General features: G+C 73.3%; 20 protein-coding genes and 1 riboswitch. Of the genes, 12 read left to right on the top strand and 8 right to left on the bottom strand.

The window, feature by feature from the left end; genetic code table 11:
• Positions 1–75: 75 nt before the first annotated feature.
• From IF47_RS0120355 to IF47_RS0120340, 4 genes are read left to right on the top strand one after another with little or no spacing between them, the layout of a single operon-like run.
• A complete protein-coding gene (locus IF47_RS0120355) occupies positions 76–3,402 on the top strand; it encodes an FtsX-like permease family protein (RefSeq protein WP_037733007.1) in 3,327 nt (1,108 codons plus the stop codon).
• Positions 3,402–6,203: a thioesterase domain-containing protein gene (locus tag IF47_RS0120350; RefSeq protein ID WP_051717942.1), complete on the top strand. Its 2,802-nt coding sequence runs from the start codon at positions 3,402–3,404 to the stop codon at positions 6,201–6,203. The genes IF47_RS0120355 and IF47_RS0120350 overlap by 1 nt, the downstream gene beginning before the upstream one ends.
• Positions 6,200–7,162 (top strand): ABC transporter ATP-binding protein, encoded by a 963-nt coding sequence (locus IF47_RS0120345; protein WP_031510315.1) that lies wholly within the window; start codon positions 6,200–6,202, stop codon positions 7,160–7,162. Before IF47_RS0120350 ends, IF47_RS0120345 begins: the two co-directional genes overlap by 4 nt.
• Positions 7,163–7,190: 28 nt before the next feature.
• The gene (locus tag IF47_RS0120340) at positions 7,191–8,006 is read left to right on the top strand and encodes an ABC transporter ATP-binding protein (RefSeq protein ID WP_425423627.1); all 816 of its coding nucleotides are present in this window, start codon (positions 7,191–7,193) and stop codon (positions 8,004–8,006) included.
• Between the two features lie 125 nt (positions 8,007–8,131).
• On the opposite strand, the gene IF47_RS0120335 is transcribed toward IF47_RS0120340, so the two are convergent.
• A complete protein-coding gene (locus IF47_RS0120335; RefSeq protein ID WP_031510313.1) occupies positions 8,132–8,332 on the bottom strand; it encodes a cold-shock protein in 201 nt (66 codons plus the stop codon).
• A 497-nt stretch (positions 8,333–8,829) separates the two neighbouring features.
• On the opposite strand from IF47_RS0120335, the gene IF47_RS0120330 reads away from it, so the two are divergent.
• The 3 genes from IF47_RS0120330 to IF47_RS0120320 all read left to right on the top strand — a co-directional run bounded on the left by IF47_RS0120330 (position 8,830) and on the right by IF47_RS0120320 (position 13,181).
• Positions 8,830–9,195: an SPW repeat domain-containing protein gene (locus IF47_RS0120330; RefSeq protein ID WP_157840011.1), complete on the top strand. Its 366-nt coding sequence runs from the start codon at positions 8,830–8,832 to the stop codon at positions 9,193–9,195.
• Positions 9,196–9,702: 507 nt separating this feature from the next.
• A riboswitch (cyclic di-AMP (ydaO/yuaA leader) is annotated at positions 9,703–9,878 on the top strand.
• 5 nt (positions 9,879–9,883) lie between these two features.
• A complete protein-coding gene (locus tag IF47_RS0120325) occupies positions 9,884–10,714 on the top strand; it encodes a transglycosylase SLT domain-containing protein (protein ID WP_031510311.1) in 831 nt (276 codons plus the stop codon).
• Positions 10,715–10,961: 247 nt separating this feature from the next.
• Positions 10,962–13,181, top strand: a complete 2,220-nt coding sequence (locus tag IF47_RS0120320) for an NADP-dependent isocitrate dehydrogenase (protein WP_031510310.1) — start codon at positions 10,962–10,964, stop codon at positions 13,179–13,181.
• A 143-nt stretch (positions 13,182–13,324) separates the two neighbouring features.
• Here the strand turns inward: IF47_RS0120320 and IF47_RS0120315 are convergent, their stop codons facing one another.
• The 7 genes from IF47_RS0120315 to IF47_RS0120285 all read right to left on the bottom strand — a co-directional run bounded on the left by IF47_RS0120315 (position 13,325) and on the right by IF47_RS0120285 (position 19,706).
• A complete protein-coding gene (locus IF47_RS0120315; protein WP_031510309.1) occupies positions 13,325–14,293 on the bottom strand; it encodes an NADPH:quinone oxidoreductase family protein in 969 nt (322 codons plus the stop codon).
• 49 nt (positions 14,294–14,342) lie between these two features.
• Positions 14,343–15,011 carry a histidine phosphatase family protein gene (locus tag IF47_RS0120310; RefSeq protein WP_031510308.1) on the bottom strand — a complete coding sequence of 223 codons (669 nt, stop codon included), beginning with the start codon at positions 15,009–15,011 and terminating at the stop codon, positions 14,343–14,345.
• 29 nt (positions 15,012–15,040) lie between these two features.
• Positions 15,041–16,129, bottom strand: a complete 1,089-nt coding sequence (locus IF47_RS0120305; RefSeq protein ID WP_031510307.1) for a phosphotransferase family protein — start codon at positions 16,127–16,129, stop codon at positions 15,041–15,043.
• A 1-nt stretch (position 16,130) separates the two neighbouring features.
• Positions 16,131–16,883 carry an SDR family oxidoreductase gene (locus IF47_RS0120300; RefSeq protein ID WP_031510306.1) on the bottom strand — a complete coding sequence of 251 codons (753 nt, stop codon included), beginning with the start codon at positions 16,881–16,883 and terminating at the stop codon, positions 16,131–16,133.
• Positions 16,880–17,755, bottom strand: a complete 876-nt coding sequence (locus tag IF47_RS0120295) for an SDR family NAD(P)-dependent oxidoreductase (RefSeq protein WP_078591996.1) — start codon at positions 17,753–17,755, stop codon at positions 16,880–16,882. Before IF47_RS0120295 ends, IF47_RS0120300 begins: the two co-directional genes overlap by 4 nt.
• Positions 17,752–18,966, bottom strand: a complete 1,215-nt coding sequence (locus IF47_RS0120290) for an acyl-CoA dehydrogenase family protein (protein WP_031510304.1) — start codon at positions 18,964–18,966, stop codon at positions 17,752–17,754. Before IF47_RS0120290 ends, IF47_RS0120295 begins: the two co-directional genes overlap by 4 nt.
• Before the next feature lie 146 nt (positions 18,967–19,112).
• Positions 19,113–19,706, bottom strand: a complete 594-nt coding sequence (locus tag IF47_RS0120285; RefSeq protein WP_037733006.1) for a TetR/AcrR family transcriptional regulator — start codon at positions 19,704–19,706, stop codon at positions 19,113–19,115.
• Positions 19,707–19,883: 177 nt separating this feature from the next.
• Here IF47_RS0120285 and IF47_RS0120280 point away from each other — a divergent pair, with 177 nt between their 5' ends.
• From IF47_RS0120280 to IF47_RS0120260, 5 genes are all read left to right on the top strand, one after another.
• The gene (locus IF47_RS0120280; RefSeq protein ID WP_031510302.1) at positions 19,884–20,873 is read left to right on the top strand and encodes a phosphotriesterase family protein; all 990 of its coding nucleotides are present in this window, start codon (positions 19,884–19,886) and stop codon (positions 20,871–20,873) included.
• A 602-nt stretch (positions 20,874–21,475) separates the two neighbouring features.
• On the top strand, positions 21,476–21,748 hold the full coding sequence (locus tag IF47_RS0120275; RefSeq protein ID WP_031510301.1) for a GlsB/YeaQ/YmgE family stress response membrane protein: 273 nt from the start codon (positions 21,476–21,478) through the stop codon (positions 21,746–21,748).
• Positions 21,749–21,953: 205 nt separating this feature from the next.
• Positions 21,954–22,103 carry a hypothetical protein gene (locus IF47_RS30820; RefSeq protein WP_157840010.1) on the top strand — a complete coding sequence of 50 codons (150 nt, stop codon included), beginning with the start codon at positions 21,954–21,956 and terminating at the stop codon, positions 22,101–22,103.
• 279 nt (positions 22,104–22,382) lie between these two features.
• The gene (locus tag IF47_RS0120265; RefSeq protein WP_031510300.1) at positions 22,383–23,630 is read left to right on the top strand and encodes a DUF1266 domain-containing protein; all 1,248 of its coding nucleotides are present in this window, start codon (positions 22,383–22,385) and stop codon (positions 23,628–23,630) included.
• A gap of 159 nt (positions 23,631–23,789) precedes the next feature.
• Positions 23,790–24,002, top strand: coding sequence for a hypothetical protein (locus IF47_RS0120260; RefSeq protein WP_031510299.1), 213 nt, complete (start codon positions 23,790–23,792; stop codon positions 24,000–24,002).
• The last annotated feature ends 300 nt before the right edge of the window (positions 24,003–24,302 follow it).

Genomic DNA, 24,302 nt, shown 5'->3' with positions numbered 1-24,302 from the left:
GCGGGCACTGTGCACTATCGTCTGCGCGTTCGGTGAGCGGGGAACGATTGTCGAATGTCGGGGGGCGCGGGGGCTGTGTCGAGTTTCCTCGTACGCCGGATGTGGGCGCACCGGTTACTGGTGGCCGCCGCGCTGTTCACCGTCACCCTGACGAGCTGCGCGCTGACCGCGCTCTCGGTGTACGGCGACGCCGTCGCCGACGCGGGGCTGCGCCGGGTGCTCCAGGAGCGGTCGGCGGCCAGGACGCTGCTGGAGGCGGAGGCCGACGTCGACACCGCCGACCCGGCACGATCGGACGCCCTGGTGCGCCGCGTGGCTCGGGACGCCTACGACGGTCTGCCGGTCCGCGTCGCCTCCAGCACCCGGTCGGGCCCCTACCAACTGCCGGACGACGGACGGCAAGAGACGGACGGAACGGGTGAAACGGGCGGGGGCGACGCGCGGCTGACGCTGCTGGCCACCCTCGACGCCTCCCGGGTGTCCCTCGCCTCCGGAACCCGACCCGGCCCGGTGGGGGAGGCGGACGCCGTTCCCGTCGCGGTGCCGGAAGAGGCCGCCCGCGCGCTCGACCTGCGCCCCGGCGACCGGATGACCCTCGCCGACCGGCGCCGGGGAACACCGCTGCGCATCCGGGTGACGGGCGTCTACCGCCCCGCGGACCGGAACGACCCGTACTGGCGGCTCGACCCGCTGGCCGGTCGCGGGGTGCGCACGGTCGACTTCACCACCTACGGTCCGCTGCTCGTCGACCCCTCGGCGTTCACCGACGGCCGGGTCGCCCCGGCCGTCGTGTCCTGGCAGGCGCGGGCAGACTTCTCGACGGTGACCGCCGACCGCGCCGACCGGCTCCGGGAGAGCGTGAACCGCGCCGTGAAGCGCCTCGGCGACGACCCGGCCGCCGGAGGAATCCGAGCCGACACCGAACTGCCCGCGCTGCTGGACGAGACGGAGCGGTCCCTGCGGGCGAGCCGCTCGACACTGCTGATGGGCATGGTCGAACTGGCGGTCCTCGCCGGGTGCGCGACGGTCCTGGTGGCCGGAGCGCTGTACGAGTCCCGCGCCGGGGAGAACGCCCTGCTGCGCGCCCGAGGAGGCACCGGGCGGCGGCTGGTGGCCCTCACGGCGGGCGAGGCGCTGCTCCTGGCGGTCCCGGCGGCGGTCGTCGCCGCCCTGGCGGCCGGACCCCTGGTGGCCCTGACGGCCGAGCACGGCGCCCTGGCGGAAGCGGGCGTGCGGGTCTCCCGGACGGCGGACGGCCGGACCTGGGCGGTCGCCTGCGCGGTGGCCCTGGGATGCGCGGCGGTGCTGACCGCGCCCTCCCTGCGCCGCCACGGCTCCTACGTGCGGGAGCGGGCCGCGCGAATACGCCGACCCGCGCTCGGCGCCACGGTGCGGGCCGGGGCCGACGTGGCGCTGCTGGCCGTCGCCGCGGTCGCCTACGCCCGACTGGCGCGGCACGCGGACGGCGACGGGGCGCTCGCGGCCGGTGGCGGACTGTTCGGAGTGGACCCCTTCCTCGTCGTCGCGCCCGCGTGCTGCCTGCTGGCCGGGGCCGTGCCGGCGGTCCGGCTGCTGCCGGTGGTGGTGTGGGCCTTCCGGTGGGCGGTCGACCGGACCCGCGGGCTCGTCCTGGCCGGCGCCCACTGGCAGTTGTCACGGCGCCCGGGACGCGCCGCGGGCCCCCTCCTGCTGGGTGTCCTGGCCGTGGCCACGGCCACGTTCGCCGCCGGGCAGGGAGCGAGCTGGGACCGGTCCCAACAGGACCAGGCCGACCACGCCGTGGGCGCCGACCTGCGGATCACCGAGTCGTCCACCCCCGCGTTCGGACAGGGCGGCGCGTACGACGAAGTGGCCGGGATCGCCTCGGCCACGCCCGTGGTCCGCGAGCGGGTGACGCTCTCCTCGAACCGCACGGCGACCCTGCTGGCGATGGACGCCGACCGGGCGCCCGACGTGATGCGACCGCGCCGGGACCCGACGGACCGTCCCGACGACCCGTACGCCACGCTCCGCTCCGAAACCCGACGGGACTCCGGGATCGCCCTGCCCTCGGACGCCCAACGGCTGCGCGTCACCGTCCGGCTGCGGGCGGCCGACGGCGGGAAGGACGTCGAAGGGCCGCGGGAGAACCTGGGCGCCGTCGTCGAGGACCGGTACGGAGTCCCCCGCACCTTCGCCCTGGGCGAGCTGCCCGCCGACGGCGAACCCCACGTCCTCGAACTGGACTTCGCGACCGCGGCCGGTCCCGCGGGCGCCCCCGCCGGCCCCCTGCGCCTGACCCGGCTGACGGCCGGCCACGCGCTGCCCGACAGCCCCGTGGAGCTGCGCCTGACCGTCACCGACCTGCGGGCCGTCACCGAGGACGGTGAGACGACCGAGGTGACCGTGCCGGAGGACGCCGCCTGGCGGGCGCGAGCGGAGGTGGACGACCCCGACTTCCGCGCCTCGCCGGAGCGCGGACTCGTCGACGTCCACACGAGCGACCCCGCCGTCGCCCGGGACGGGGCCGTGCTCGACGTGCGCTACGGCAGCGGGGCACAGCCGCCGCCCGGACCGGGCGGCGAACACCACCGGGCCGAACTGGCCCTGTACGCCGCCGACACCTCCCGCGCCCGGCCGGCGGCCGTCGCCACCGACGCCTTCCTGGAGGCCCGGGGGGCCCGGGTCGGCGACACGGCCACCATCGAGGTCCGGGGCACCCCTGTGGAGATCCGCGTCACCGGAGCGGTGCGCACCCTGCCCACCACGTCCCCGCGCGACGAGGGCACCGAGGGGGGCGCCCTGCTGATGGACCTCGGCACCCTCCAGGACGCCCTGTGGGACCGGTTCGTCCCAGGGCCGCAGCCCGGCGAGTGGTGGCTGGCCGTCGAGCCGGGCGAGGTCGAGGCGGTGGCCGCGGCCCTGCGCGACAGACCGGACGACGTCTCGCTGCTCGTGCGCGACGAGTCGGCCCGCGAACTGGCCTCCGACCCGCTGGGGGCCGGCCCCCGCTCGGCGCTGTCGGCCGTCGCGCTCGCCGCCGCGGTCCTCGCCGCGGCCGGGTTCGCGGTGGTCACGGTCGGAGCCCTGCGGGAACGCGCCGTCGACTTCGCGGTCCTGCGCGCCCTGGGCGCCCCGCGGTCGCGGATCGCCGCCGCGGTCGCCGTCGAGCAGGGCTTCCTGGCGGTGGCGGCCGTCGGCCTGGGGGCGGCGGCGGGCAGCGCGCTGACCCACCTCATCGTGCCCCTGACCGTGGTGACCGCCCGGGCGTCCCGTCCCGAACCCGAGGTGGGCGTGGTCTTCCCGGACGGGCTCGCCACCGTCCTGGCGGCCGTCGTGGTGGCCGTGCCGGCGGTGGTGGCCGCGGTCGTCGCCGCGCGCCGCGAGCGCCCCACCGACGTGCTGCGGAAGGTGGAGGACTGATGGCGACGTCCGAACGGCCCCGGCCGGCCCGCACCCGCGGGAGCGCGGCCGTGCCCTGGGTCCGCGCCCGTCTGAGGGCGTCGGCGGGAGGCGCCCTGGCGCTGGGCCTGCTGGTCGTGGCGACCGCGTTCCTGGCGGCGGCCGTACCGCGGCAGATCGCCGCCCAGGAGGACGCCGCGCTGCGACACGCGGTCTCCCGGGCACCGCTGGACCAGCGCAGCGTCACGGTCACCGCGGTCGCCTACCACCGGACGACGGCCACGTCCGATGCCACCCTCCTCACGGCGACGGAGCTGGCGGACACCGCGCGGGCGCTGTGGGACATCGCCCGCCCGCCCCTGGCGCCGGACCGGGACGAGACGGTGTACGGAATCCGCCTCGCCGCCCCCGTGCCGGTCTCCGGGCGGGGACTGCCCCGCCCCTCGGGACTGGACCCCCGGATGACCCTCGTCACCCAGCCGCGGGACACGGAGAAGCACCTGCGGCTGGTCTCCGGCCGGGCGCCGTCGCCGACGGTGCGCGGCGGCACCGTGGAGGCCGTGGTCACCTCCCGCACCGCCGAGACCATGAACCTCGACGTCGGCTCCACGGCCGTCTTCCCGGACGTCACCGGCGCCACGCTGACGGTACGCGTCAGCGGGATCGTCGAACCCCGCGACCCGGAGTCCGCCCACTGGAGGGCCGAGACCGACCTGCTGGAGCCCACGCTGCGGAGCGTGCCCAACTCCCCGCCTCCCCAGCCGCGGTACTGGCACTTCACCGCGCTGATCGACAGCGGCGCCCGCGAGGTGATGCTGCGCTGCGACGGCGGCGCCGTGGCCTACTGGCACCACCCCACGCGCACCGCGACCCTCTCGGCGGCGGACGTCCCCGCCCTGCGGTCGGCGCTGGCCGCGCTGACCGACGGCCCGGACGAGGTCAGGCTGCGGGAACACTCGGGGATCGCCGGCGCGGACGTGGCCGCCGACGGGCTGATCGCGCTGCTGGAGGGGTTCGAGGAGGAGCGCCGCACCTCCCGGTCGCTGGTCCTCGCCGCGGTCGTCGGCGTGGGGACCGTCGCCGCCGTGGTCCTGGTGATGGCCGGAGTCCTCACGGCCGCCGCCCGGCGGCCGGAACTGGAACTGCTGCGCGCCCGGGGCGGGAGCCTGACCGGGATCGGGCTCCGGCTGCTCGGGGAGACGGCGGCCGTCGCGGTCCCCGCCGCCGCGGTGGGCACCGCGTGCGCCCTGTGGTGGGTGCCCGCGCCCCGAAGCGGGGCGTCGGTGGCGCTGGGCGCGGCGGTGGCCCTGGTGGCCTCCCTGACACTGCCCGTGCTCGCGATGGCGGCGCACCGCCGACCGCGTCCGTCCGTCCGGAGCGACGTCGCCGCCGCGCGCCCGTCACGCCGCCGCACGATCGTGGAGCTCACGGTCGTCGTCCTGGCGGTGGGCGGGCTGGTCGCCGCGCGGGGGCACGACGCGACCGCCGGCCCCGACCCGCTGACCGCGGCGGCGCCGGTGCTGCCGGCGTTGGTGGCCGCGCTGGTGCTGCTGCGGGTGTACCCGCTGCCGCTGCGGGCCCTGACGCGCCCGGCGGCCCGGTTGAGAGGACTCGTCCTCCCCCTCGCGCTGGCCCGTCTCGGCCGTGCCCCGGCCGTCTCGGTGCTGCCGCTGCTGGCGGTGCTGGTGGCGCTGACGGTCTCCGCGTTCGGCGCCTCGGTGTCGGCCGGCGTCACCGAGGGCCGCGCCCGTGCCGCCCTGGCCGAGGTCGGCGCCGACGCCCGGGTGGAGGCGTCGACCTCCCTGCCCGATTCCCTGGAGGATCGGGTCCGCCGGGTGGCGGGGGTGCGCGACGCGACCGCCGTGCGGATCGAGCACGGGCGGCGTCTGGAGGACGTCTCGGCGCCGCCCTTCGCGCTGATCGTCGTCGATCCGCGCTCCTACGCCCGGCTGGTCGCCCGGACCGGCCTCGACGGCGGAGGCCCGTTCCCCGCCGAGACGCTCGACCGGGTCCGGGGCGCCGGGCCGCTCCCGGCGGTGGTCTCGCCGCGGCTGGCGGACGCCCTCGGCGAGGACGGGTCGGCCACCGTCGACGCCGACGTCGGCCCCGTGCCGGTCCGCGTCGCCGCGGTGCGCGCCCGTACCCCCGCCACCACCGGGGAGTTCGTCATCGTGCCGGACTCCGGGCCGGCCGCGGCGCGCCCCGCGAGGCGCGGCGGCGTGGCGGTGGGCCCCACCACGCTGCTGGTGAGCGGCTCCCGGATCGACGGCGACGCCCTGCGGGCCGAGGTCCGCCGCGCCGGGGGCGGCCCCTCGGTGGTCCTGCGCTCCGAGCGGGAGGCCGGCTACGGCGGCGGACCGCTGCAGGACGGCACCCGGCTGATCCACGAGATCGCCGCCGTCGCCGGGGCCGGCTACGGCGCGCTCGCCCTGCTGCTGTGGCTGACGCAGTCGGCGCCCGAGCGCCGGATGCTGCTGGTGCGGCTGCGGACGATGGGGCTGGGCCGGCGGCAGGGCCGCGCCCTGGTGTGGGCCGAGACGCTGCCCCTGACGGTGCTCGGCGTGCTGGGCGGGGTGGCGACGGCCCTGGCGACCGTGGCCCTGCTCCGCCCCGGTGTGGACCTGGCCCCGCTGGCCTTCACCGCGCGGGTGCGCGCCTCCGTCGGGGAGACCACGCGGGTGGTGCTGACGCCCGACGCGGGATCGCTGCTGTGGCCGGCGCTGCTCCTGGCGGCCCTGGCCTGCGTGACCGCGGTCGTGCAGGCCCGGCCGGGCGGTGTGGGCGAGGAGGGAAACCGGTTGAGGACGGGGGAGCGGGAATGACGGGATCGACGACTCCGGTGAGCCTGGCCGAGCTGGAACGCCGCGCCGCGCACGGGCGGGACGGCGACGACCGCGGACGGGAGGCGCTGATCGTCTGCGACCGGCTGGTGCGCATCTTCACGGCGGACGGCGTCGAGGTCCAGGCCCTCCAGGGGCTCGACCTGCTCGTCGAAGCGGGGGAGCTGACGGCGATCGTCGGGGCGTCCGGAAGCGGCAAGTCCACGCTGTTGAACATCCTGGCCGGGCTCGACACGCCGTCGGCGGGAGCCGCCGCGGTCGCCGGGTTCGACCTCGTGGCGATGGACGCGGCCTCCCGGCTGCGCTACCGGCGCGAGGTGGTGGGGTTCGTCTGGCAGCAGGCGTCCCGCAACCTCCTGCCGTACCTGACGGCGGCCCAGAACGTGGCGCTCCCGATGCGGCTGGCCGGCGACCGGGTACCGCGCCGGGAGCGGGCCGAACGGGTGGGGGAGCTGCTGGACCTGCTGGGCGTCGGCCACTGCCGCGACCGCCTGCCGGAGCGGATGTCGGGAGGCGAACAGCAGCGCGCGGCCATCGCCGTCGCCCTGGCCAACGCCCCCGCGCTGCTCCTGGCGGACGAGCCGACCGGCGAGCTGGACTCGCGGACGGCGGAGGAGATCCTCACGGCCATGCGGACGGTGAACGAGCGGCTGGGCACCACCGTCCTGATCGTCACGCACGACGCGGCGGTCGCCTCGGCCGTCCGCCGCACGGTCGCCATCCGCGACGGGCGGACGTCCTCCGAGGTGCTGCGCCGCGCGTCGGTCGACGAGCACGGCGACGAGGTCGTCGAGGCCCAGGAGTACGTCACGGTCGACCGGGCCGGGCGGCTGCAACTGCCGGCCGAGTTCACGGAGAAGCTGGCGATCCGCGACCGGGCCCGCGTCGCCCTGCAACCGGACCACATCACCGTCCACCGGGACGACTCCCATGACACGTAGGAGGAGGACCGTGCACACGGAGGACGACATGGGCGGGACCGGCACGGGAACCGACACCGGGGGCGCCGGGACGCCCGCGCGGGGCGGGGCGGAGCGGCCGGGACCGGAGGCGGCGGACCCCATGGTCTCCGTCCGCGACGTGGTGCGCACCCACGGCGACGGCCCGGCGGCCGTGCGCGCCCTGCGCGGGGTGTCCTTCGACGTCCCCCGGGGCGAGCTGGTGGCCGTGCGCGGACGCTCGGGCGCGGGGAAGACGACGCTGCTGAACCTGATCGGCGGCCTGGACCGGCCCGACGCCGGGCGGATCGTCGTGGACGGCGTCGACCTGGCCGGGCTCGGGGAGAAGCGGATGGCGAGGCTGCGGCGCGACCGCATCGGGTTCGTCTTCCAGTCCTTCGGCCTCGTCCCCGTCCTGACCGCGGCCGAGAACGTGGGCGTCCCCCTGCGGATGCGCAAGGTCCCCTGGCGCGAGCGGGAGGAGCGGGTGGACCTCCTGCTCGCCCTGGTCGGACTGCGGGAGCACGCCGCCCAGCGGCCCGGCGAGCTGTCGGGAGGCCAGCAGCAGCGGGTGGCGATCGCCCGCGCGCTGGCGAACCGGCCGTCGCTGCTGATCGCGGACGAGCCGACGGGACGGCTGGACGCGCGGACGCGGGAGACGGTGATGGACCTGTTGCGGGCCGTGGTGGACGGCGAGGGCGTCACCGTCCTGATGACCACGCACGACGGTGATCTGCAGGCGCGCGCCGACCGGGTGTTCGAACTGCGGGACGGTCTGGTGGTCGAGGACGGGGCGCCGCCGGAGAGAGAAGCGGGGACGCCTCCCCGGGAAGCCGACGGGGCGTGACGCGCCGAGGTCCGGCACCCTTTGGGGTGCCGGCCCTCGTGACGGTGTTCTCGTCGGTTTCTCGACGGTGTTCTTGCCGGTGTCCTCGGCAGTCTCCTCGGCGGGGTGGTGGCCCGCCGAGAGGATCAGATCGGGTGGACGCCGGTGGCCTGCGGGCCCTTGGGCCCCTGGACCACCTCGAACTCGACCTGCTGGTCCTCCTCCAGGCTGCGGAAGCCGCGGCCCTCGATCTCGGAGTAGTGGACGAAGACGTCCGGTCCGTCGGCGCGGGCGATGAAGCCGAAGCCCTTCTCCGCGTTGAACCACTTCACGGTTCCCTGAGTCATTTCTCTCTCCTTGTCGGAGTGGGGGACGGGCACCGCACCGCGCGGTGTCCGGGCCGGTCCAGGACGCGGCCCCTCGGAAGTCCCCGAGGAGAGCGACGCGCCCGCGACATCGTTCTTCGCGAGCGTGCGGGTCAGCACAAACACACAAAAACCACGACCATCAGGTACAACCCACCCGTTCCCGGTTTCATTCCCGTCCGCTCGCACCGCTTGCCGAGCCACGTGCCGAACCGGGTGCCGAGCGCGTGCCGAGGTGGTCCGTCGGCCCGCGCGGACGGTCGGCGGGGCCTCCCGGCCCGCGCCGGCCGGGAGGCGGGCGGGGTGGGGACGGGACCGGGACGGCGGCGCATATCGGGCGCACCGTGGGAAACGGCGACAGGATGGTCGACATGGACCTATAAGGAGTCGTCGTGGCCCGTCATTCCTCTTCAGCCGGACGGACGGCCGTCCGGGAAAACTCGCTCCTGCCCGGCCCCATGGGGGCGCGGGACCGGATCGTGACCCTGCTGATGCTGCTGTGCGCCATCTGGCTGATCGTGGCGCCGTGGATCCTGCGCTACCCCATCACCGACCCCGCGGAGGAGGCCCAGCGCAACGAGACCGGCGTCGGACTCGTGATGCTGTTCGTCGCGGGCGCCCGGATGCTGCGCCGGCGCGGGTGGCTGTCGGACCTGATCACCCTCCTGCTCGGCCTCTGGCTGCTGGTGGCGCCCTTCGTGGTCGACTACGGCGGCGAGGCGACCCCCCGCGTCGTCCGGAACAACGAACTCGTCCTGGGAATCCTGCTGACCGCGCTGGCCGTGGCGAGCATGCTCCTGTACGCCCGAGGCCGCCGCACGGGGGAGGGGGCGGAGCGGGACTGACGCGCCCGCCCGGACACCCCGCGCGACCGCCGGCCGAGGCCCGTGGGCCTCGGCCGGCGGTCGCGCGATGTCCGGCCGACGCCCGTGTGGCGTTCGGCGCGGCACACGCCGGCCATTCCCCTCAAGTGCGGCGCTCACGTGGCATTGCGGGAGAAATGCCCCAGGTCTGGAATGAGATGACACAGAGGGAGAAGGGACGGCCGGTGTGCCGGGAATCACACTTCCTCGATCCTCTCCTTTCCGCCGTGAAAGATCGTCATGCGCCTTTCCGTCGAATTCCCATGCCGGCAGGGGTTCTGACCCTCCGACGGAATTCCCTCCGGTCATCCCCGGAAGGCGGACCCGGAGCATTCCGTGGCCGTCCGTCACGGTCCGACGACGGAGGGAACCGTCGCCTTCCTCGCCGCGTCTTGTCTCCGTTGAACTGCTGTGTTTATGTGTCCTGGCCTCCGTCCCGAGTCGGAGGCTCCACCGCCGGGAACGCCGAGTCCTGCCGCCCGGCCGGTGGAGAGGCAGCAGCCGATCACGGCAGGAGCGGGGAAACCACATACGTGCCGTGCCGCGAATTCCGCCGGCCCGGCTTGGGGTGAAGCCAATCCCCGATGTGCCCCGGCACAGCGGGAATTGGCCGGGCTCTCCGGCCCGAATCCGACAGCTAACCTCGCAGGCGTAGGAGAGGACATCCCCCATGTCTCGAGGCCGTCACCGCCGTCCGCGCACCCCCCTGATCTCCCGTCACTTCTCGCGCCTCTCCCTCGTGCTCACGGCCGGTGGCGCGGGTGTCGCCGCGCCGCTGCTCGTCGCGGGGAGCGCGAACGCGGCCCCCGCCGCCGCGCAGGACACCGCCCCCGCGTCGCAGTCGCGCTCCGACGTCCGGGCGGAGACCAAGGCAGAGACCAAGACGGAGGCCACGCCCCGGTCCGAGGCGGGGGCCGCGGAGTCCTACACCGTCGTCAGCGGCGACACGCTGCACAGGATCGCCGTCGGCAACGGCGTCGAAGGCGGCTGGCAGACCCTCTACGAGGCCAACCGGAAGACCGTCGGGAGCGACCCGAACCTGATCTTCCCCGGCCAGAAGCTGACTCTCGCGGCCGAGCGCGCCGACACCGAGCGGGGCGGCGCCCCGGACAAGGCGGCGACTCCCCCCGTCGCCACGCAGTCCCAGACCTCGCAGTCCTCCGCGAAGAACACCTCCTACCCGAACAACCTGGACGGCTGGATCCGCGAGGCCCTGGACGTCATGCGGGCCAACGGCATTCCCGGCACCTACGAGGGCATCCACCGCAACATCATGCGCGAGTCGGGCGGCAACCCGAACGCGATCAACAACTGGGACGTCAACGCCCGGCGCGGCACCCCCTCCATCGGTCTGCTCCAGGTCATCAAGCCGACCTTCGACGCCTACCACGTCGCGGGCACGGCCAACAGCCAGTACGACCCGGTGGCCAACATCGTCGCCGCCTGCAACTACGCGGCCGACCGCTACGGTTCGATCGACAACGTCAACGGCCCGTACTGACGTACCGAGCCGTCCGGAACCGGAGGGTCGCGGGGCGTGGATGGCCCGCGACCCTCCGCCGCGCCCACTCGGGGCGGGCCGGACGGGACGGAACGGCGCTTTTCGCGCACCCGCCGGGAGCCGCAGGGGCCGCCGGGAGTCGCCGAGGGCCGCCGACGGCCCTCGACGGCGGGGTCCTGTCGAGCGAGGACCGGCCGCGGGATATCTTGATGTCGAGCAATGTTGCAGACGTGGAGCGGAGCACCCGGTGACTGACTCGACCATCATCTACACGCAGACCGACGAGGCCCCGGCGCTGGCGACGTATTCGTTCCTGCCCGTGGTCCAGGCGTACGCCGCGAAGGCCGGTGTCGCCGTGGAGAGCCGTGACATCTCCCTGGCCGGGCGGATCATCGCCGTCTTCCCCGAGTACCTCAAGGAGGAGCAGCGGATCGGTGACGCGCTCGCCGAGCTCGGCGAGCTGGCCAAGAAGCCCGAGGCCAACATCATCAAGCTGCCGAACATCTCGGCCTCGATCCCGCAGTTGAAGGCCGCCATCGCCGAACTGCAGGAGAAGGGCTACGCGCTGCCGGACTACCCGGACGAGCCCAAGACCGACGAGGAGCGCGAGATCCGCGCTCGCTACGACAAGGTCAAGGGCAGTGCCGTCAACCCGGTTCTGCGCGAGGGCAACTCCGACCGTCGCGCCCCCGCCTCGGTGAAGAACTACGCCAAGGCGCACCCGCACCGCATGGGCGCCTGGACCTCCGAGTCCAAGACCAACGTGGCGACCATGGGCGTCGACGACTTCCGCTCCACCGAGAAGTCCACGGTCATCGGCAAGGACGGCTCGCTGCGCATCGAGCTGGTGGGCGACGACGGCACCACCACCGTCCTGCGCGAGTCGGTGCCGGTGCTCGCGGGCGAGGTCGTGGACGCGGCCGTCATGCGCGTCGCGGCGCTGCGCGAGTTCCTGGGGGAGCAGGTCGCCCGCGCCAAGGCCGAGGGCGTGCTGTTCTCCGTGCACCTGAAGGCCACCATGATGAAGGTCTCCGACCCGATCATCTTCGGCCACGTGGTGCGCGCCTTCTTCCCGAAGACGTTCGCCGAGTACGGCGAGACGCTCAGCCGGGCCGGCCTGAGCCCGAACGACGGCCTGGGCGCCATCTTCAAGGGCCTGGACTCGCTGCCCGAGGGCGCGAAGATCAAGGAGTCCTTCGAGGCCGAGCTGAACGACGGCCCGGACCTGGCCATGGTCGACTCCGACCGCGGCATCACCAACCTGCACGTGCCCAGCGACGTCATCGTCGACGCCTCCATGCCGGCGATGATCCGCACCTCCGGCCACATGTGGGGCCCGGACGGCCAGGAGCACGACACTCTCGCCGTCCTCCCCGACAGCTCCTACGCCGGCATCTACCAGGCCGTCATCGACGACTGCCGGGCCAACGGCGCCTTCGACCCGGCGACGATGGGCTCGGTCCCCAATGTCGGCCTGATGGCCCAGAAGGCCGAGGAGTACGGCAGCCACGACAAGACCTTCGAGGTCTCCACCACCGGCACGGTGCGGGCGGTCGACCAGGACGGCAACGTCGTCCTGGAGCAGACGGTCGGCGCCGGCGACATCTTCCGCATGTGCCAGACCAAGGACGCCCCGGTCAGGGACTGGGTCAAGCTGGCCGTCACCCGCGCCCGCGCCACCGGCGACCCGGCGGTGTTCTGGCTGGACGAGAACCGCGCCCACGACGCCAAGCTGATCGAGAAGGTCCGGCAGTACCTGCCCGAGCACGACACCGAGGGCCTGCGGATCGAGATCATGGCGCCGGTCGACGCCATCAAGTTCTCCCTGGAGCGCATCCGCCGCGGCGAGAACACCATCTCCGTCACCGGCAACGTGCTGCGCGACTACCTGACCGACCTGTTCCCGATCCTGGAGCTCGGCACGAGCGCCAAGATGCTCTCCGTCGTCCCGCTGATGAACGGCGGCGGCCTGTTCGAGACCGGCGCCGGCGGCTCCGCGCCCAAGCACGTCCAGCAGTTGGTCAAGGAGAACTACCTGCGCTGGGACAGCCTGGGCGAGTTCCTCGCGCTGGCGGTCAGCTTCGAGCACTACGCGCAGACCACGGGCAACGCCAAGGCCCAGGTGCTCGCCGACACCCTCGACCGCGCCACCGCCACCTTCCTCAACGAGGACAAGTCGCCCACCCGCCGCGTCGGCGGGATCGACAACCGCGGCAGCCACTTCTACCTGGCGCTCTACTGGGCCCAGGAGCTGGCGCGGCAGACCGACGACGCCGAGCTCGCCGCCGCGTTCGCCCCGCTCGCCGAGACGCTGACGGAGAACGAGCGGACGATCGTCGACGAGCTGATCGCCGTCCAGGGCTCGCCCGCCGACATCGGCGGCTACTACCGGCCCGACGACGCCAAGGCCTCGGCCGTGATGCGTCCGTCGAAGACCTTCAACCAGGCCCTCGCCGCCCTCGGCTGACACGACCGGTCCCACGGACCGACAAAGGGACGGCCGCCCGTGTTCCGCACGGGCGGCCGTCCCCTTCTGCTTCTGCGTCCTCTCCCGTCCTCTTTCCGGTCCCTCCTCGCCGCCCGGTGGGAACCGGGCGGCGAGGGGCGGGATCAGCGCACCCGGAGGACGACCTTGCCCACGGCGCCGCGCCCGTCGAGCTCGCGCAGGGCGTCCGCGGCCCTCTCCAGGGGGTGGGTCGAGCCGACGAGCGGGTCGAGCCGGCCGGCCTCCAGATGGGGCAGGATCTCCTCCCACTGCTCGCGCAGGTACTCCGGGCGGGGCAGCCAGAACGCGCCCCAGCCGACCCCGACGACCTCGATGTTGTTCAGCAGCAGCCGGTTGACCTTGACGGTGGGGATCTCCCCGCCGGTGAAGCCGACGACCAGCAGCCGGCCCTCCGGGGCGAGAGCGCGCAGCGAGTCGGTGAAGCGGTCCCCGCCGACGGGGTCGACGACGACGTCGACGCCACGCCCCTCGGTCAGTTCGGCCACCGCCTGCCGGAACCCCTCGACGGGCACCGTCTCGTGGGCCCCGGCCCGGCGCGCGACCTCCGCCTTGGCCTCGGTGGAGACCACCGCGATCACCCGCGCCCCCAGGGCGCGCGCCAGTTGGACCGCGGCGGTGCCCACCCCGCCGGCCGCCCCGTGCACCAACACCGTCTCCCCCGACCGCAGCCGGCCGCGGCGCGCCAGGGCGAAGTGGACCGTCAGGTAGTTCATCGGCACCCCGGCCCCGGCCGTGAACGACAGGCGCTCCGGGAGCGGGAAGACGACGGCCGGGTCGGCGGCGACCCGCTCGGCGAAACCGCCGAAGCCGGGGAACGCGGCGACCCGGTCGTCGGGCCGGAAGCCGGAGCCCTCGGGAGCGTCGACGACGGTGCCGGCCACCTCCGACCCGGGGACGAACGGCGGCTCCGGCTTGAGCTGGTACTCGCCCCGGGTCAGCAGGACGTCCGGGAAGGTGACGCCGGCGGCGTGGACGTCGATCAGCACCTGGTTCGGGGCCGGCCGCGGATCGTCCACGTCGGTGACGCGGACCGCTTCGGGGCCGTCGAGGGAGACCACCTGTACTGCGCGCATGGGCACTCCTTACGGGATCGTGGTTCGGGGGAGCGGGTGGAGACCGAGGTCAGCGGTAGGTGAGCAACGGGCGCCGGTGCCCGGCGAAATGGGCGTGGTCGTTGAAGGACAGCAGGCTCAGACCCGAGGCGCCCGCGACGAGGGTGGTGATCGCCGCGTTGACCATCACCCGGTTCAACGCCACGACGCCGGACGGGGGAGCGGAGAGCAGACCGCCGCACAGGGCCGCCACCACCCCGCCCGAGGTGACCACCACGGCGTCGCGTCCGGGACCGAGGCCGGCGACCAGCTCCCGCAGCGCGTCGAAGGCTCCGGCGGCGAACCGCTCCCAGCCGCCGTCGTCGGTGTCGTCCATCCACGCTCCGAGCGCGCGGTCGAGCACGGCCTGGACACCGCGATCACCGGCGGGGACGGCGTCGGGGTCGCCCGCGGCCGTGCCGTAGCGCTCGATGAGAGCGAGGTGGTCGTACTCGTTCCACCGGGGATCGGTGCGGAGCGTCCCGTCCAGACCGGCGGCATCCATCAGGACCTCGGCCGTGTCCCGCTGCCGGTTCAGGGTGCCGCAGACCACGGCCGGTGCGCGCGGCGCGCGTCGGGCCAGCTCGGCGCCGACGACCTCGGCCTGTCGGCGGCCGAGATCCGACAGCACGTCGTACCCCTGTGCCGTCTCGGCGCCGAACGACGCCTGACCGTGGCGGACCAGATGGATGACCGGCATCGCTGCCCTCCTGCCGTCGGGATTCCTGTTCAGCGGCCCGCGCGGGCGATGACGCGGCGGCATCGCCAGTTGAGGTAGTTCACCGCCAACCACAGGTTGCGGAACGCCGGGTTGCGGGTCTGCCCGTGGTGGTAGCGGTAGTAGATCTGCTGGGCGATCACGGCGAGCCGGAACAGGCCGAAGACCTCGTAGAAGGTCCAGTTGTCGGCGGGCAGGCCCGTGCGGTCGCAGTAGCGTTCGACGATCTCCGCGCGGGTGAGCATCCCCGGCAGATGGCTGGGCTGGCGGCGGGTGGCGCGCGCCACCCGGTCGTCGTCGGCCTGGACCCAGTAGGCGAGCGCGCCGCCGAGGTCCATCAGCGGGTCGCCGAGGGTGGCCATCTCCCAGTCCAGGACGCCGACCACGCGCAGGGAGTCCCGGTCCAGGACGATGTTGTCCAGCCGCCAGTCGTTGTGGATCACACGGGTGGCCACGTCGTCGGGCCGGTTGTCGGCGAGCCAGGCGGTGACCTTGGCGAAGCTCGGGGTGTTGCGGGTGCGGGCCTGGGCGTAGCGGCGGGTCCACCCCTCGACCTGGCGGCGCACGTAGCCCTCGCCCTTGCCCAGGTCGGTCAGGCCGGCCGCCGCCACGTCCACGCCGTGGAGGTCCGCGAGGGTGTCGACGAAGGTCTCCGACAACGCGCGCGCCCGGGCGCGGTCCAACGTCATCCCCTCGGGAAGGCGACCGCGCAGGATGAGGCCGGGCACGCGGTCCATGACGTAGAAGTCGCCGCCGATGACCTCCGGGTCCCGGCACAGGGCGCGGACGGTCGGCACGTGTGGGAAGACCGGCTTGAGCTTCCGCTGGACGTCGTACTCGCGGGCCATGTCGTGCGCGGAGGACGCCTTGCGCCCGACCGGCGGGCGGCGCAGGACCAGGTCGGCGTCGGGGTAGCGCAGCAGGTAGGTGAGGTTGGAGGCGCCGCCGGAGAACTGGGTGACCTCCGGAGTGCCGGCGAGGCCGTCCAGGCGCTCCTTGAGCCAGGCGTCCACGCGGGCGACGTCGAAGGCGTCCTCGGCGCGGACGGCGCCGCGCCGCTCGGCTCCGGCGCTCTTGTCGTTCGCCGTATTCCCGCTCATGTCAGCTCATCCTGGCGACGAGGGACAGGGGCAGTCGGCGCATGGCGAACCCCAGGGGCACCCAGGGCCAGGCGGGGACCTTCGCCTGGGCGCGTTCGGACTCGATGGCCCGCACCATGGCGCGAACGCCCTTGGCGGTGGAGACCATCAGCGGCGTCCGGCCCGAACGGCTGCTCATCTCGGAGGCGATGTAGCCGGGGAAGAGGGTGGTGACCTTGATCGGGGTGCGCAGCAGTTCGGCGCGGATGCCCTCGGCGAGCGCGGCCACACCGGCCTTGGACGCCGCGTAGGTGGTGAGGTTGCGGGGCAGGCCGCGCAGGGCGCTCATCGAGGAGACGACGACCAGGTGGCCTGCCATCTGGTCGCGGAAGATCTCCACGGCGGCCTCGCACTGCGCGAGGGCGGCGGTGAAGTTGGTCCGCGCGGTGTGGAGGTTGGCGTCGAAGCGTCCGGTGCCGATGGGCTGTCCCTTGCCGAGTCCGGCGTTGACGATCACCCGGTCCAGTCGGCCCAGGTCGGAGCGGAAGGCGCGGAAGACCTCGAAGACGGCGTCGTGGTCGTTCACGTCGAGTGCGCGCACCGAGACCGTGATGCCGGGGTGGGCGGCGAGCAGTTCCTCCCGCAGCCTCTCCAGCCGGTCGGTGCGGCGGGCGCACAGGGCGAGGTCGCGGCCCATGGCGGCGAAGTCGCGGGCCATGCGTTCGCCCAGTCCGGCGCTGGCTCCGGTGATGAGGATGTTCCGACGGGTGCTCATGCCGTGTCTTCCCGTGTGCCTTCCGTGTGCTGTGCGGCGTCCCGGGAAGCGCCTCGCGCGGCGTCCCGTGCGTCCTGCTCGTCGAGTTCGGCCTTCGTGCGCCGCCACACCGCGGCGATCTGCCGGTCCACCAGGGCCGGCCACAGGCGTTTGACGCGCATCGCCTTGCGTCCCTCGGGGTGGGTGAGCACCAGGAAACGGCGTCGGGCGACGGCGTCGGCGACCTGTTCGGCCACCCGCTCGGGGGTGACCCGGCCCTTTTGGATCAGCCGGTCGGCCTGCCGGGCGAGGACCGGGTCGGGGCTGCGCAGGCCGTCGCCGAGGTTGGTGGGCACGAACCCCGGACACACCACGGTGGTGTGGATTCCCCAGGGCGCCAGTTCGTGCCGCAGGGTCTCCGACAGGGAGACGACGGCGGCCTTGGAGACGTTGTAGGAGGACATCCCCGGCAGGTTCATCAACCCCGCCAGCGAGGCGATGTTGACGATGTGTCCGGAGCCCTGCCGCTTGAGGACGGGGACGAAGGTCCGACAGCCGCGCACGGTGCCGCGCAGGTTGATGTCGAGGATCCACTCCCAGTCGGCGTCCTCGATCCGCTCCACACGGCCCGCCGCGGCGACACCGGCGTTGTTGACCAGGACGTCCAGCCCGCCCCAGTGGGTCTCGCACCACTCGCGGACGGCGGCCCACTCCTCCTCGGAACGCACGTCCAACCGGTGCCGGGACACCTCGCCGGCGGGCGGCGCGGCGGGCTCGGTCAGGTCGGTGACCAGCACGCGGCAGCCGGCCGCGGCGTAGTGGGCGGCGATGGCCCGGCCCAGGCCCGACGCGGCGCCGGTGACCAGCACCCTCGTGCCCGCGCCCGCCGTCACGCCCGCTCCCGGTACGTGCCCAGTTCCAGCTTGGCGACCACGCCGAGGTGCACCTCGTCCGGGCCGTCGGCCAGCCGCAGCGCCCGGGCGGTGGCCAGGAAACCCGCCAGGGGCGTGTCGTCGGACAGTCCGGCCCCGCCGTGCAACTGGATGGCCATGTCGACGACCTCCTGCGCCATCGCCGGTACCGACGCCTTGACCTGCGACAGCGCGCCGATGGCCCCGAGCGGCCCGGCGGTGTCCACCAGCCAGGCGGTGTGCAGCACCGCCAGACGCGCCTGGTCGATGGCGATACGGGCCCGGGCGATCCGCTCGCGGTTGCCGCCGAGGTTGGCCAGCGGCTTGCCGAACGCGGTGCGGTCGGTCGCGCGGCGGCAGGCCAGCTCCAGCGCGCGCTCGGCCATCCCGATCAGACGCATGCAGTGGTGGATGCGGCCCGGTCCCAGCCTGCCCTGGGCGATCTCGAAACCGCGGCCGGGGCCGGCGATGATCGCGTCGCGCGGCAGGCGCACGTCGGTGAAGGACACCTCGCCGTGACCATAGGGCTCGTCCAGGTAGCCGAAGACCGGCAGCATCCGTTCGATCCGCACACCGGGGGTGTCGACGGGCACGAGCACCATCGAGTGCCGGCGGTGGCGGTCGGCGTCGGGGTCCGTCAGACCCATGAAGACGACGAACCGACAGTTCGGGTGCCCGATCCCGGTGCTCCACCACTTGCGCCCGTCGAGCACCACCTCGTCCCCGTCCAGGACCGCGGTCGCCTCCATGGTGGTGGCGTCGGAGGAGGCCACGCCCGGCTCGGTCATGCAGAACGCCGAGCGGATCCGCCCCTCCAACAGGGGCTCCAGCCACCGCTCGCGCTGCTCGTCGCTGCCGTAGTGGAGCAGGACCTCGGCGTTGCCGGTGTCGGGGGCGTTGCAGTTGAACACCTCGGGCGCGATGGGGGACCGGCCCATCAGCTCGGCCAGCGGCGCGTACTCCGTCACGCTCAGCCCGGCGCCGTACCGCTCGTCGGGCAGGAAGAGGTTCCACAGGCCCTGCTCGCGGGCCTTGGACTTGAGCTCCTCGATCAGCGGCGGGACGGCCCAGCGGTCGGCCCGGCCGCGCAGGGCGTCGAGGTACTCGCGTTCGCGCGGGACGATCTCGGTGTCGACGAAGGCGGCGACACGCTCGATGTACTCCCGCGCCCGCGGTGAGTGGGCGAAGTCCACGACCGGCTCCTTGCCTGGGACGACGTCGGCGGTGACGCGAGAGTAACCAACCTACTGAGCAATGCTCAACAGCGTGGCCACGGGGTGGCCGGGATCACGTGCGGCCGACGCGGGGGCGCTCGGGGACGCTCGGGGAAGGGGCGCGGTCAACGCCGGGCGAGCGGCGCGAGCAGACGGCCGAGACCGTCCACGAGGAAGTCGACCAGACCGTCGGTGGACACCACCTCGTCACGGGCCTCGATCGCCGTCTCCTCGACCATCGCCAACCAGCCGCGCACCGCGAGCCGCACCATCGGATCGGGGTCCGGCTCGCCGAGCGCCTCCAGGACCCGGTCGGCCAGGGTGGCGCGGATGTTCTCGAAGACCTCCAGCACCAGGTCGTCCCCGCCCGCGCCCGCGCGCACCAGGGCCACGTAGTTGGCCCGACGGCGCCGGACGAACCCGACGAAGCCCTCGACGACGGCGCGCACCCGCCGCTCGGGGCCGCCCTCGTCCGGCAGGCGGGCGTGCCTCAACAACCGCTGCCCGGCGGCCCGGACCACCGCCACGTAGTAGTCGCGCTTGGTCGGGAAGTAGTGGAACAGCAGACCGCGCGAGATGCCGGCCTCGGCGGCCACCTCGTCGATCGACAACTCGTGGATGGGCCGGACGACCAGCAGCCGCAGCCCGATGCCGATCAACTGTCCGCGACGGTCCTCGGCACTCAGACGCACACGGGGGCGGACGGGATCGGCGGTCATGGGGGCGACAGTAACCCGCGCCCCGAAGCCCGACAAACAGGCCCCGACCGGAAACGGGAGACGAACGGACCACCTGTTGAGCACTGCTCAATGTGAGCTTATGCTCACCGGATCGACACGACGATCGCGGACGCGCGGGCCGTTCCCGCCGCGCCGTCGACAAGGAGCCGCCCCCCGATGCCCCAGGTGAACACCGTCCTCGGCCCCGTCGACACGGCCGAACTGGGCCCCACCTACGTCCACGAGCACATCTTCACGCTCAGCGCCGACGTCCAGGCCAACTACCCGACGGAGTGGGGCGACGAGGACGAGCGCGTCGCCGACGCGGTGGAGAAGCTGCGCGCCCTGGCCGCCTCGGGCGTGCGCACGATCGTCGATCCGACCGTCGTCGGCCTGGGCCGGTACATCCCGCGCATCCGTCGCGTGGCCGAGCGGGTTCCCGAGCTGAACATCGTCGTGGCCACCGGGGTGTACACCTACGACGACGTCCCCTTCTTCTTCCGCCACCGCGGACCGGCGCTGAACCAGGTGCTGGGCGTCGAAGTCCCCGACCCCATGGTGGAGATGTTCGTCCACGACATCACCGAGGGCATCGCGGACACCGGGGTCCGGGCCGGCATGCTCAAGTGCGCCATCGAGGAGCGCGGCATGACGCCGGGGGTCGAGCGCGTGATGCGGGCCGTCGCCGCGGCCCACCACCGCACCGGCACCCCCGTCACCGTGCACACCCACCCCGGAAGCCGGACCGGGCTGGAGGTCAAGCGGGTGCTGTGCGACGAGGAGGGCGTCGAGCCGCGGCGCGTCGTCCTGGGGCACAGCGGCGACACCGCCGACTGCGACCACCTCGCCGAACTCGCCGACGCCGGATTCCTGCTCGGCATGGACCGCTTCGGCCTCAACATAGACATCGGTTTCGAGACCCGCGCCGACACCCTGGTCGAGATGTGCCGCCGGGGCTACGCCGAGAGCATGGTCCTCTCGCACGACGCCGCCTGTTACATCGACTGGATCGACCCGAACGTCATGCCCTTCCTGCCGCAGTGGCACTACCTGCACATAGGCCAGGAGGTCCTGCCCTACATACGGGAGCGCGGCGTGACGGAGGAGGAGATCACCACGATGCTCACCGACAACCCGCGCCGACTCTTCGAGGCCACCGCACACTGAGACCGTGCCGGGAAGCCCGGGGGAACCCGGGGCCCGGGCATGGGAAGGCCCCGGTCGAGGCGGGGGAACACTCGACCGGGGCCGGTTCGTGGAGTGCGGGCGCCGATGACGGCGGTCGCCTACGCGGCGAGTGGCTCTGCGAGGCTTCAGCCGAACGATCGTCCTCGCAGGCAATGGGTGAGGCCCGGGGACACTGTCCCGCCACCGGCGCCCGCGATGAGTACAACCACCGCCCACTCCGGGGCATTCCATCCCGGATTTCGTTTCCGGTGTGATTCACGGCACTTGGTTGTATCGCGGATGTTCCGGACGCGGCCGGGGTGGCGGCGGATCGGTCCCGCCGAGCGTCCGTTCTGCCGAGCGGTGTCGGGTCGGGCCGTGCCCGCACACGGGAGGGGCGCAACTCCCCGCCGGCGCCCCGGCGTCGGGGACGGCCGCCCGGTGTCCCGCCCGGAAGTCCGGGGAAGCGAGTAAACCGGTACGCCTTCGGAGGAGGAAACCGCTGTTCAGCTCGCTGCTCCCCAGGGCACGCCGAATTTCCTTGTTTGGATGTCGTGTTCAAGGCAAGGCGGTCCGGTGAAGACGACAAGGAGGTACCAGACATGGGCATCATCGCGTGGATTCTCATCGGTCTGCTCGCCGGAGCGATCGCCAAGGCGCTTATGCCGGGCAAGGATCCCGGCGGCATTCTCGTCACCATGCTGATCGGTATCGTGGGCGGCCTTCTCGGTGGCTTCCTCGGCAAGGTGATATTCGGCGTCGATTCGATCGACGGATTCTTCGAGCTGTCCACCTGGATAGCCGCCATCGCCGGTTCGGTGATCGTCCTCGCCGTCTACCGGGCGGTCACGGGCCGCAGCCGCGTCCACGCCTGACCCGGACACCGGACATGAGGTCGGTGACGAAGCCACCGCCGTACCGGCCGCCCCGCGGGCGGTTCCGGATGCCGGCCCCCGGCGGCCCACTCGACAGAGCGGGCCGCCGGGGGCCGGCGCGTCTTCGGAGTCGTGTGCCGAAGACGGGGAAGGAGACGGATGTCGACGGTCCGTGAATTCCACGGCCCGAACGAGAGGACGTGAAATGGGCCAGGCCGTACTGTTGTTGTCGATCGGAATCGTGCTCGCCGTCCTGGCGCTGGCGATGAAGGCGCTGAAGTGGCTGCTCGTCGTGGCCGTCGTGGTCTTCGTCGCGGGGCTTGTCATCGGCCGCCGAGAGAAGCTTCGCGGATAACGCCGCGCGGATCGCCTTTTCGTGGGCACCGGAACGTCGGACGACCGCGCGGATACGGTAAAACGCCGCGAGAGAAGCCGTGAACGACAGCGGAATAAACGATTCCGGACAGCGTTCCCTTGTCGGCCCTCGGATCACTCTCGGATCGTGTCGTCCGCGACATGTGCGCGGTGTCCTCTCCGGCTCCCCGTTCGTCCGCGCTCCTCGGCGCCCACCCCGGAGCCCGCCCCCCACCATGCCCCGGAGGGTCACCGGATCACTCTGTAGAGTGACCCCGTCATGACTACTTGGAGCGGAACGGCCGCCGGATGGACGGCGGCGGGGCAAGGGCCGGACGGCTCGCCGTACGCACCGTGGCAGCCGCCCACCGACGTCGAACAGAGCCTGTACGAGGCGAAGACGCGCGGCGACTGGGTCGGATACTTCGACGTCCTGGCCGGGGCCGACCTGTTCCACGCGCTGCCCCGCCCGTGGGTGGAGGCCAACCCCGGGTACTTCGGTTTCTTCCCCTACTGGGACCCCAGGACGCACCGGCACTACGTGGCGATCCTGACCGAGGGGATGCTCCCCTGCCCGGCGCCGGACCCGGTGTTCTTCGAGCACTCGCTGGGCTGGTACGCCGAGAAGTGGGACAACCCCGACTGGTGGTTGGCGGTCAACCCCGGCAGCCCGTGCGAGGCGTACTTCGCGGCCACCCCCGAACACCGGCGGATGTGGGCCCACCATGCGGAGAAGGTGTCGTGGAGCGCGAGGAGGGGCACCCTGCGCACCCTGCGGGTCGGCGGCGTGCACCAGGGGCCCGTGGCGCGCGGCCTGGCCTGTGGGGCGCTGCTGTGCGTGAACAACGGCTCCCTGTGGAACGCGATGGGTTGGCACGGCACGGGCTTCGGCGGCGAGCGGCGGCGGTTGGAGGAATGGTGGGGCATCACCACCCGTGAGGAGTGGATGTCCGCTCAGGAGCGGTTGCTGAAGGGGGAGATGAGCAACTTCGCCTGGGAGTTCGTGCTGGAGGTCCGGCGGGCGATCGCACGCGAGTACGGCGGCCCCGTCGAGATCGACCACTGGCGCCAGGTGGTCGGCCGCGTCGTGCGCGACCGCGCCGAGCAGGCCGCCGCACAGGGCGCGGAGGGCCTTCCCGACCCCGGCGCGGAGATCCGCAGACTCCAGCAGCTCATCGGCCGCATCGTCCGCTACGAGGCCCGCTTCCGCGCGGACGGCCTGCTGCGCGAGGGCGAGTACGTCACCTCCGTCCTCGCCTGGGACTACGGTCGGGCGTCGAAGATGGCGCGCTGGGGCCTGGGGGCGCGTTTCTGCGACGTCACGGAGGCCGAATCGGCCGTGGTGCGAGCGGGCCGGGTCAGCCGGGTGACCTACAAGTCGTGGGAGGCGTTCTCCGCCGGATACATCCTCGGCCGCTGCCTGCACTTCGACGACGAGGAGTTCGGCGACTGGTACGAGAACATGCTGCGAGCCCACCAAATCCTCACCACCGACCCCGAGAGCCCCTGGCGCACCATCCCGTGGTAGCGATCACGGCTGTTCGGGACGGGCGAGGCCGTGGGCCGGTGACGGTGCCCTCCCCGTCCCGACCCCGCTCGGGGGCCCGACGCCGGCGCGTCACGCTCGCCCTCCGTGACACGGGAATCGAGAGAGCGCTGTCACATCGTCCCGCTACGATCGCCGGCCTTGGCCACCCTGATCGTGACCGTCGCGCCGGCGTTCATCGGCTGTCCGGTGACCTGCCTCAACAGCCTGCGGTTGGCGCAGAGGCAAGCGCGGCCGGCTCGCGTCAACCGGCAACTCGGCGAGTTCCACGGCCCGTTGTTCGCACTGGTGGAGGCCAACACCCGCATATACAGGAACCCCTACGAGAAGTACGTCCGCTCCGACGGCCGATGACCCCGCGACCACGGTGACGACGAGCCGTGCGCCCACGGTCCCTGTCGGCGGTGGGGTGTTCCGATTCCGTGCGAGCCCCGTCGGCTTCCGGCTCCGACCGGGAAGAGGGACTGCCACCGGGCCGGCCCCCTCTTCGAGAGGGGGCCGGCCCGGTGGGTTCGGTTCGGTCAGTTCCGGGCGCGGAAGGTGCGCAGGCGGAGGCTGTTGCCGACGACGAAGACCGAGGAGAAGGCCATCGCGGCGCCGGCGATCATCGGGTTGAGCAGGCCGGCGGCGGCCAGCGGCAGGGCGGCCACGTTG

The organism is Streptomyces megasporus (assembly GCF_000718985.1).
In the GTDB taxonomy this organism is placed as follows: Bacteria; Actinomycetota; Actinomycetes; order Streptomycetales; family Streptomycetaceae; genus Streptomyces; species Streptomyces megasporus.
This window is presented reverse-complemented; position numbering and strand designations above follow the sequence as displayed.

Coding starts and splice junctions, on each gene's coding strand:
- IF47_RS0120350 (WP_051717942.1), top strand. CDS start 3,402: ATGGCGACGTCCGAACGGCCCCGGCCGGCCCGCACCCGCGGGAGCGCG.
- IF47_RS0120345 (WP_031510315.1), top strand. CDS start 6,200: ATGACGGGATCGACGACTCCGGTGAGCCTGGCCGAGCTGGAACGCCGC.
- IF47_RS0120340 (WP_425423627.1), top strand. CDS start 7,191: ATGGGCGGGACCGGCACGGGAACCGACACCGGGGGCGCCGGGACGCCC.
- IF47_RS0120335 (WP_031510313.1), bottom strand. CDS start 8,332: ATGACTCAGGGAACCGTGAAGTGGTTCAACGCGGAGAAGGGCTTCGGC.
- IF47_RS0120325 (WP_031510311.1), top strand. CDS start 9,884: ATGTCTCGAGGCCGTCACCGCCGTCCGCGCACCCCCCTGATCTCCCGT.
- IF47_RS0120315 (WP_031510309.1), bottom strand. CDS start 14,293: ATGCGCGCAGTACAGGTGGTCTCCCTCGACGGCCCCGAAGCGGTCCGC.
- IF47_RS0120310 (WP_031510308.1), bottom strand. CDS start 15,011: ATGCCGGTCATCCATCTGGTCCGCCACGGTCAGGCGTCGTTCGGCGCC.
- IF47_RS0120305 (WP_031510307.1), bottom strand. CDS start 16,129: ATGAGCGGGAATACGGCGAACGACAAGAGCGCCGGAGCCGAGCGGCGC.
- IF47_RS0120300 (WP_031510306.1), bottom strand. CDS start 16,883: ATGAGCACCCGTCGGAACATCCTCATCACCGGAGCCAGCGCCGGACTG.
- IF47_RS0120285 (WP_037733006.1), bottom strand. CDS start 19,706: ATGACCGCCGATCCCGTCCGCCCCCGTGTGCGTCTGAGTGCCGAGGAC.
- IF47_RS0120280 (WP_031510302.1), top strand. CDS start 19,884: ATGCCCCAGGTGAACACCGTCCTCGGCCCCGTCGACACGGCCGAACTG.
- IF47_RS0120275 (WP_031510301.1), top strand. CDS start 21,476: ATGGGCATCATCGCGTGGATTCTCATCGGTCTGCTCGCCGGAGCGATC.
- IF47_RS30820 (WP_157840010.1), top strand. CDS start 21,954: ATGGGCCAGGCCGTACTGTTGTTGTCGATCGGAATCGTGCTCGCCGTC.
- IF47_RS0120265 (WP_031510300.1), top strand. CDS start 22,383: ATGACTACTTGGAGCGGAACGGCCGCCGGATGGACGGCGGCGGGGCAA.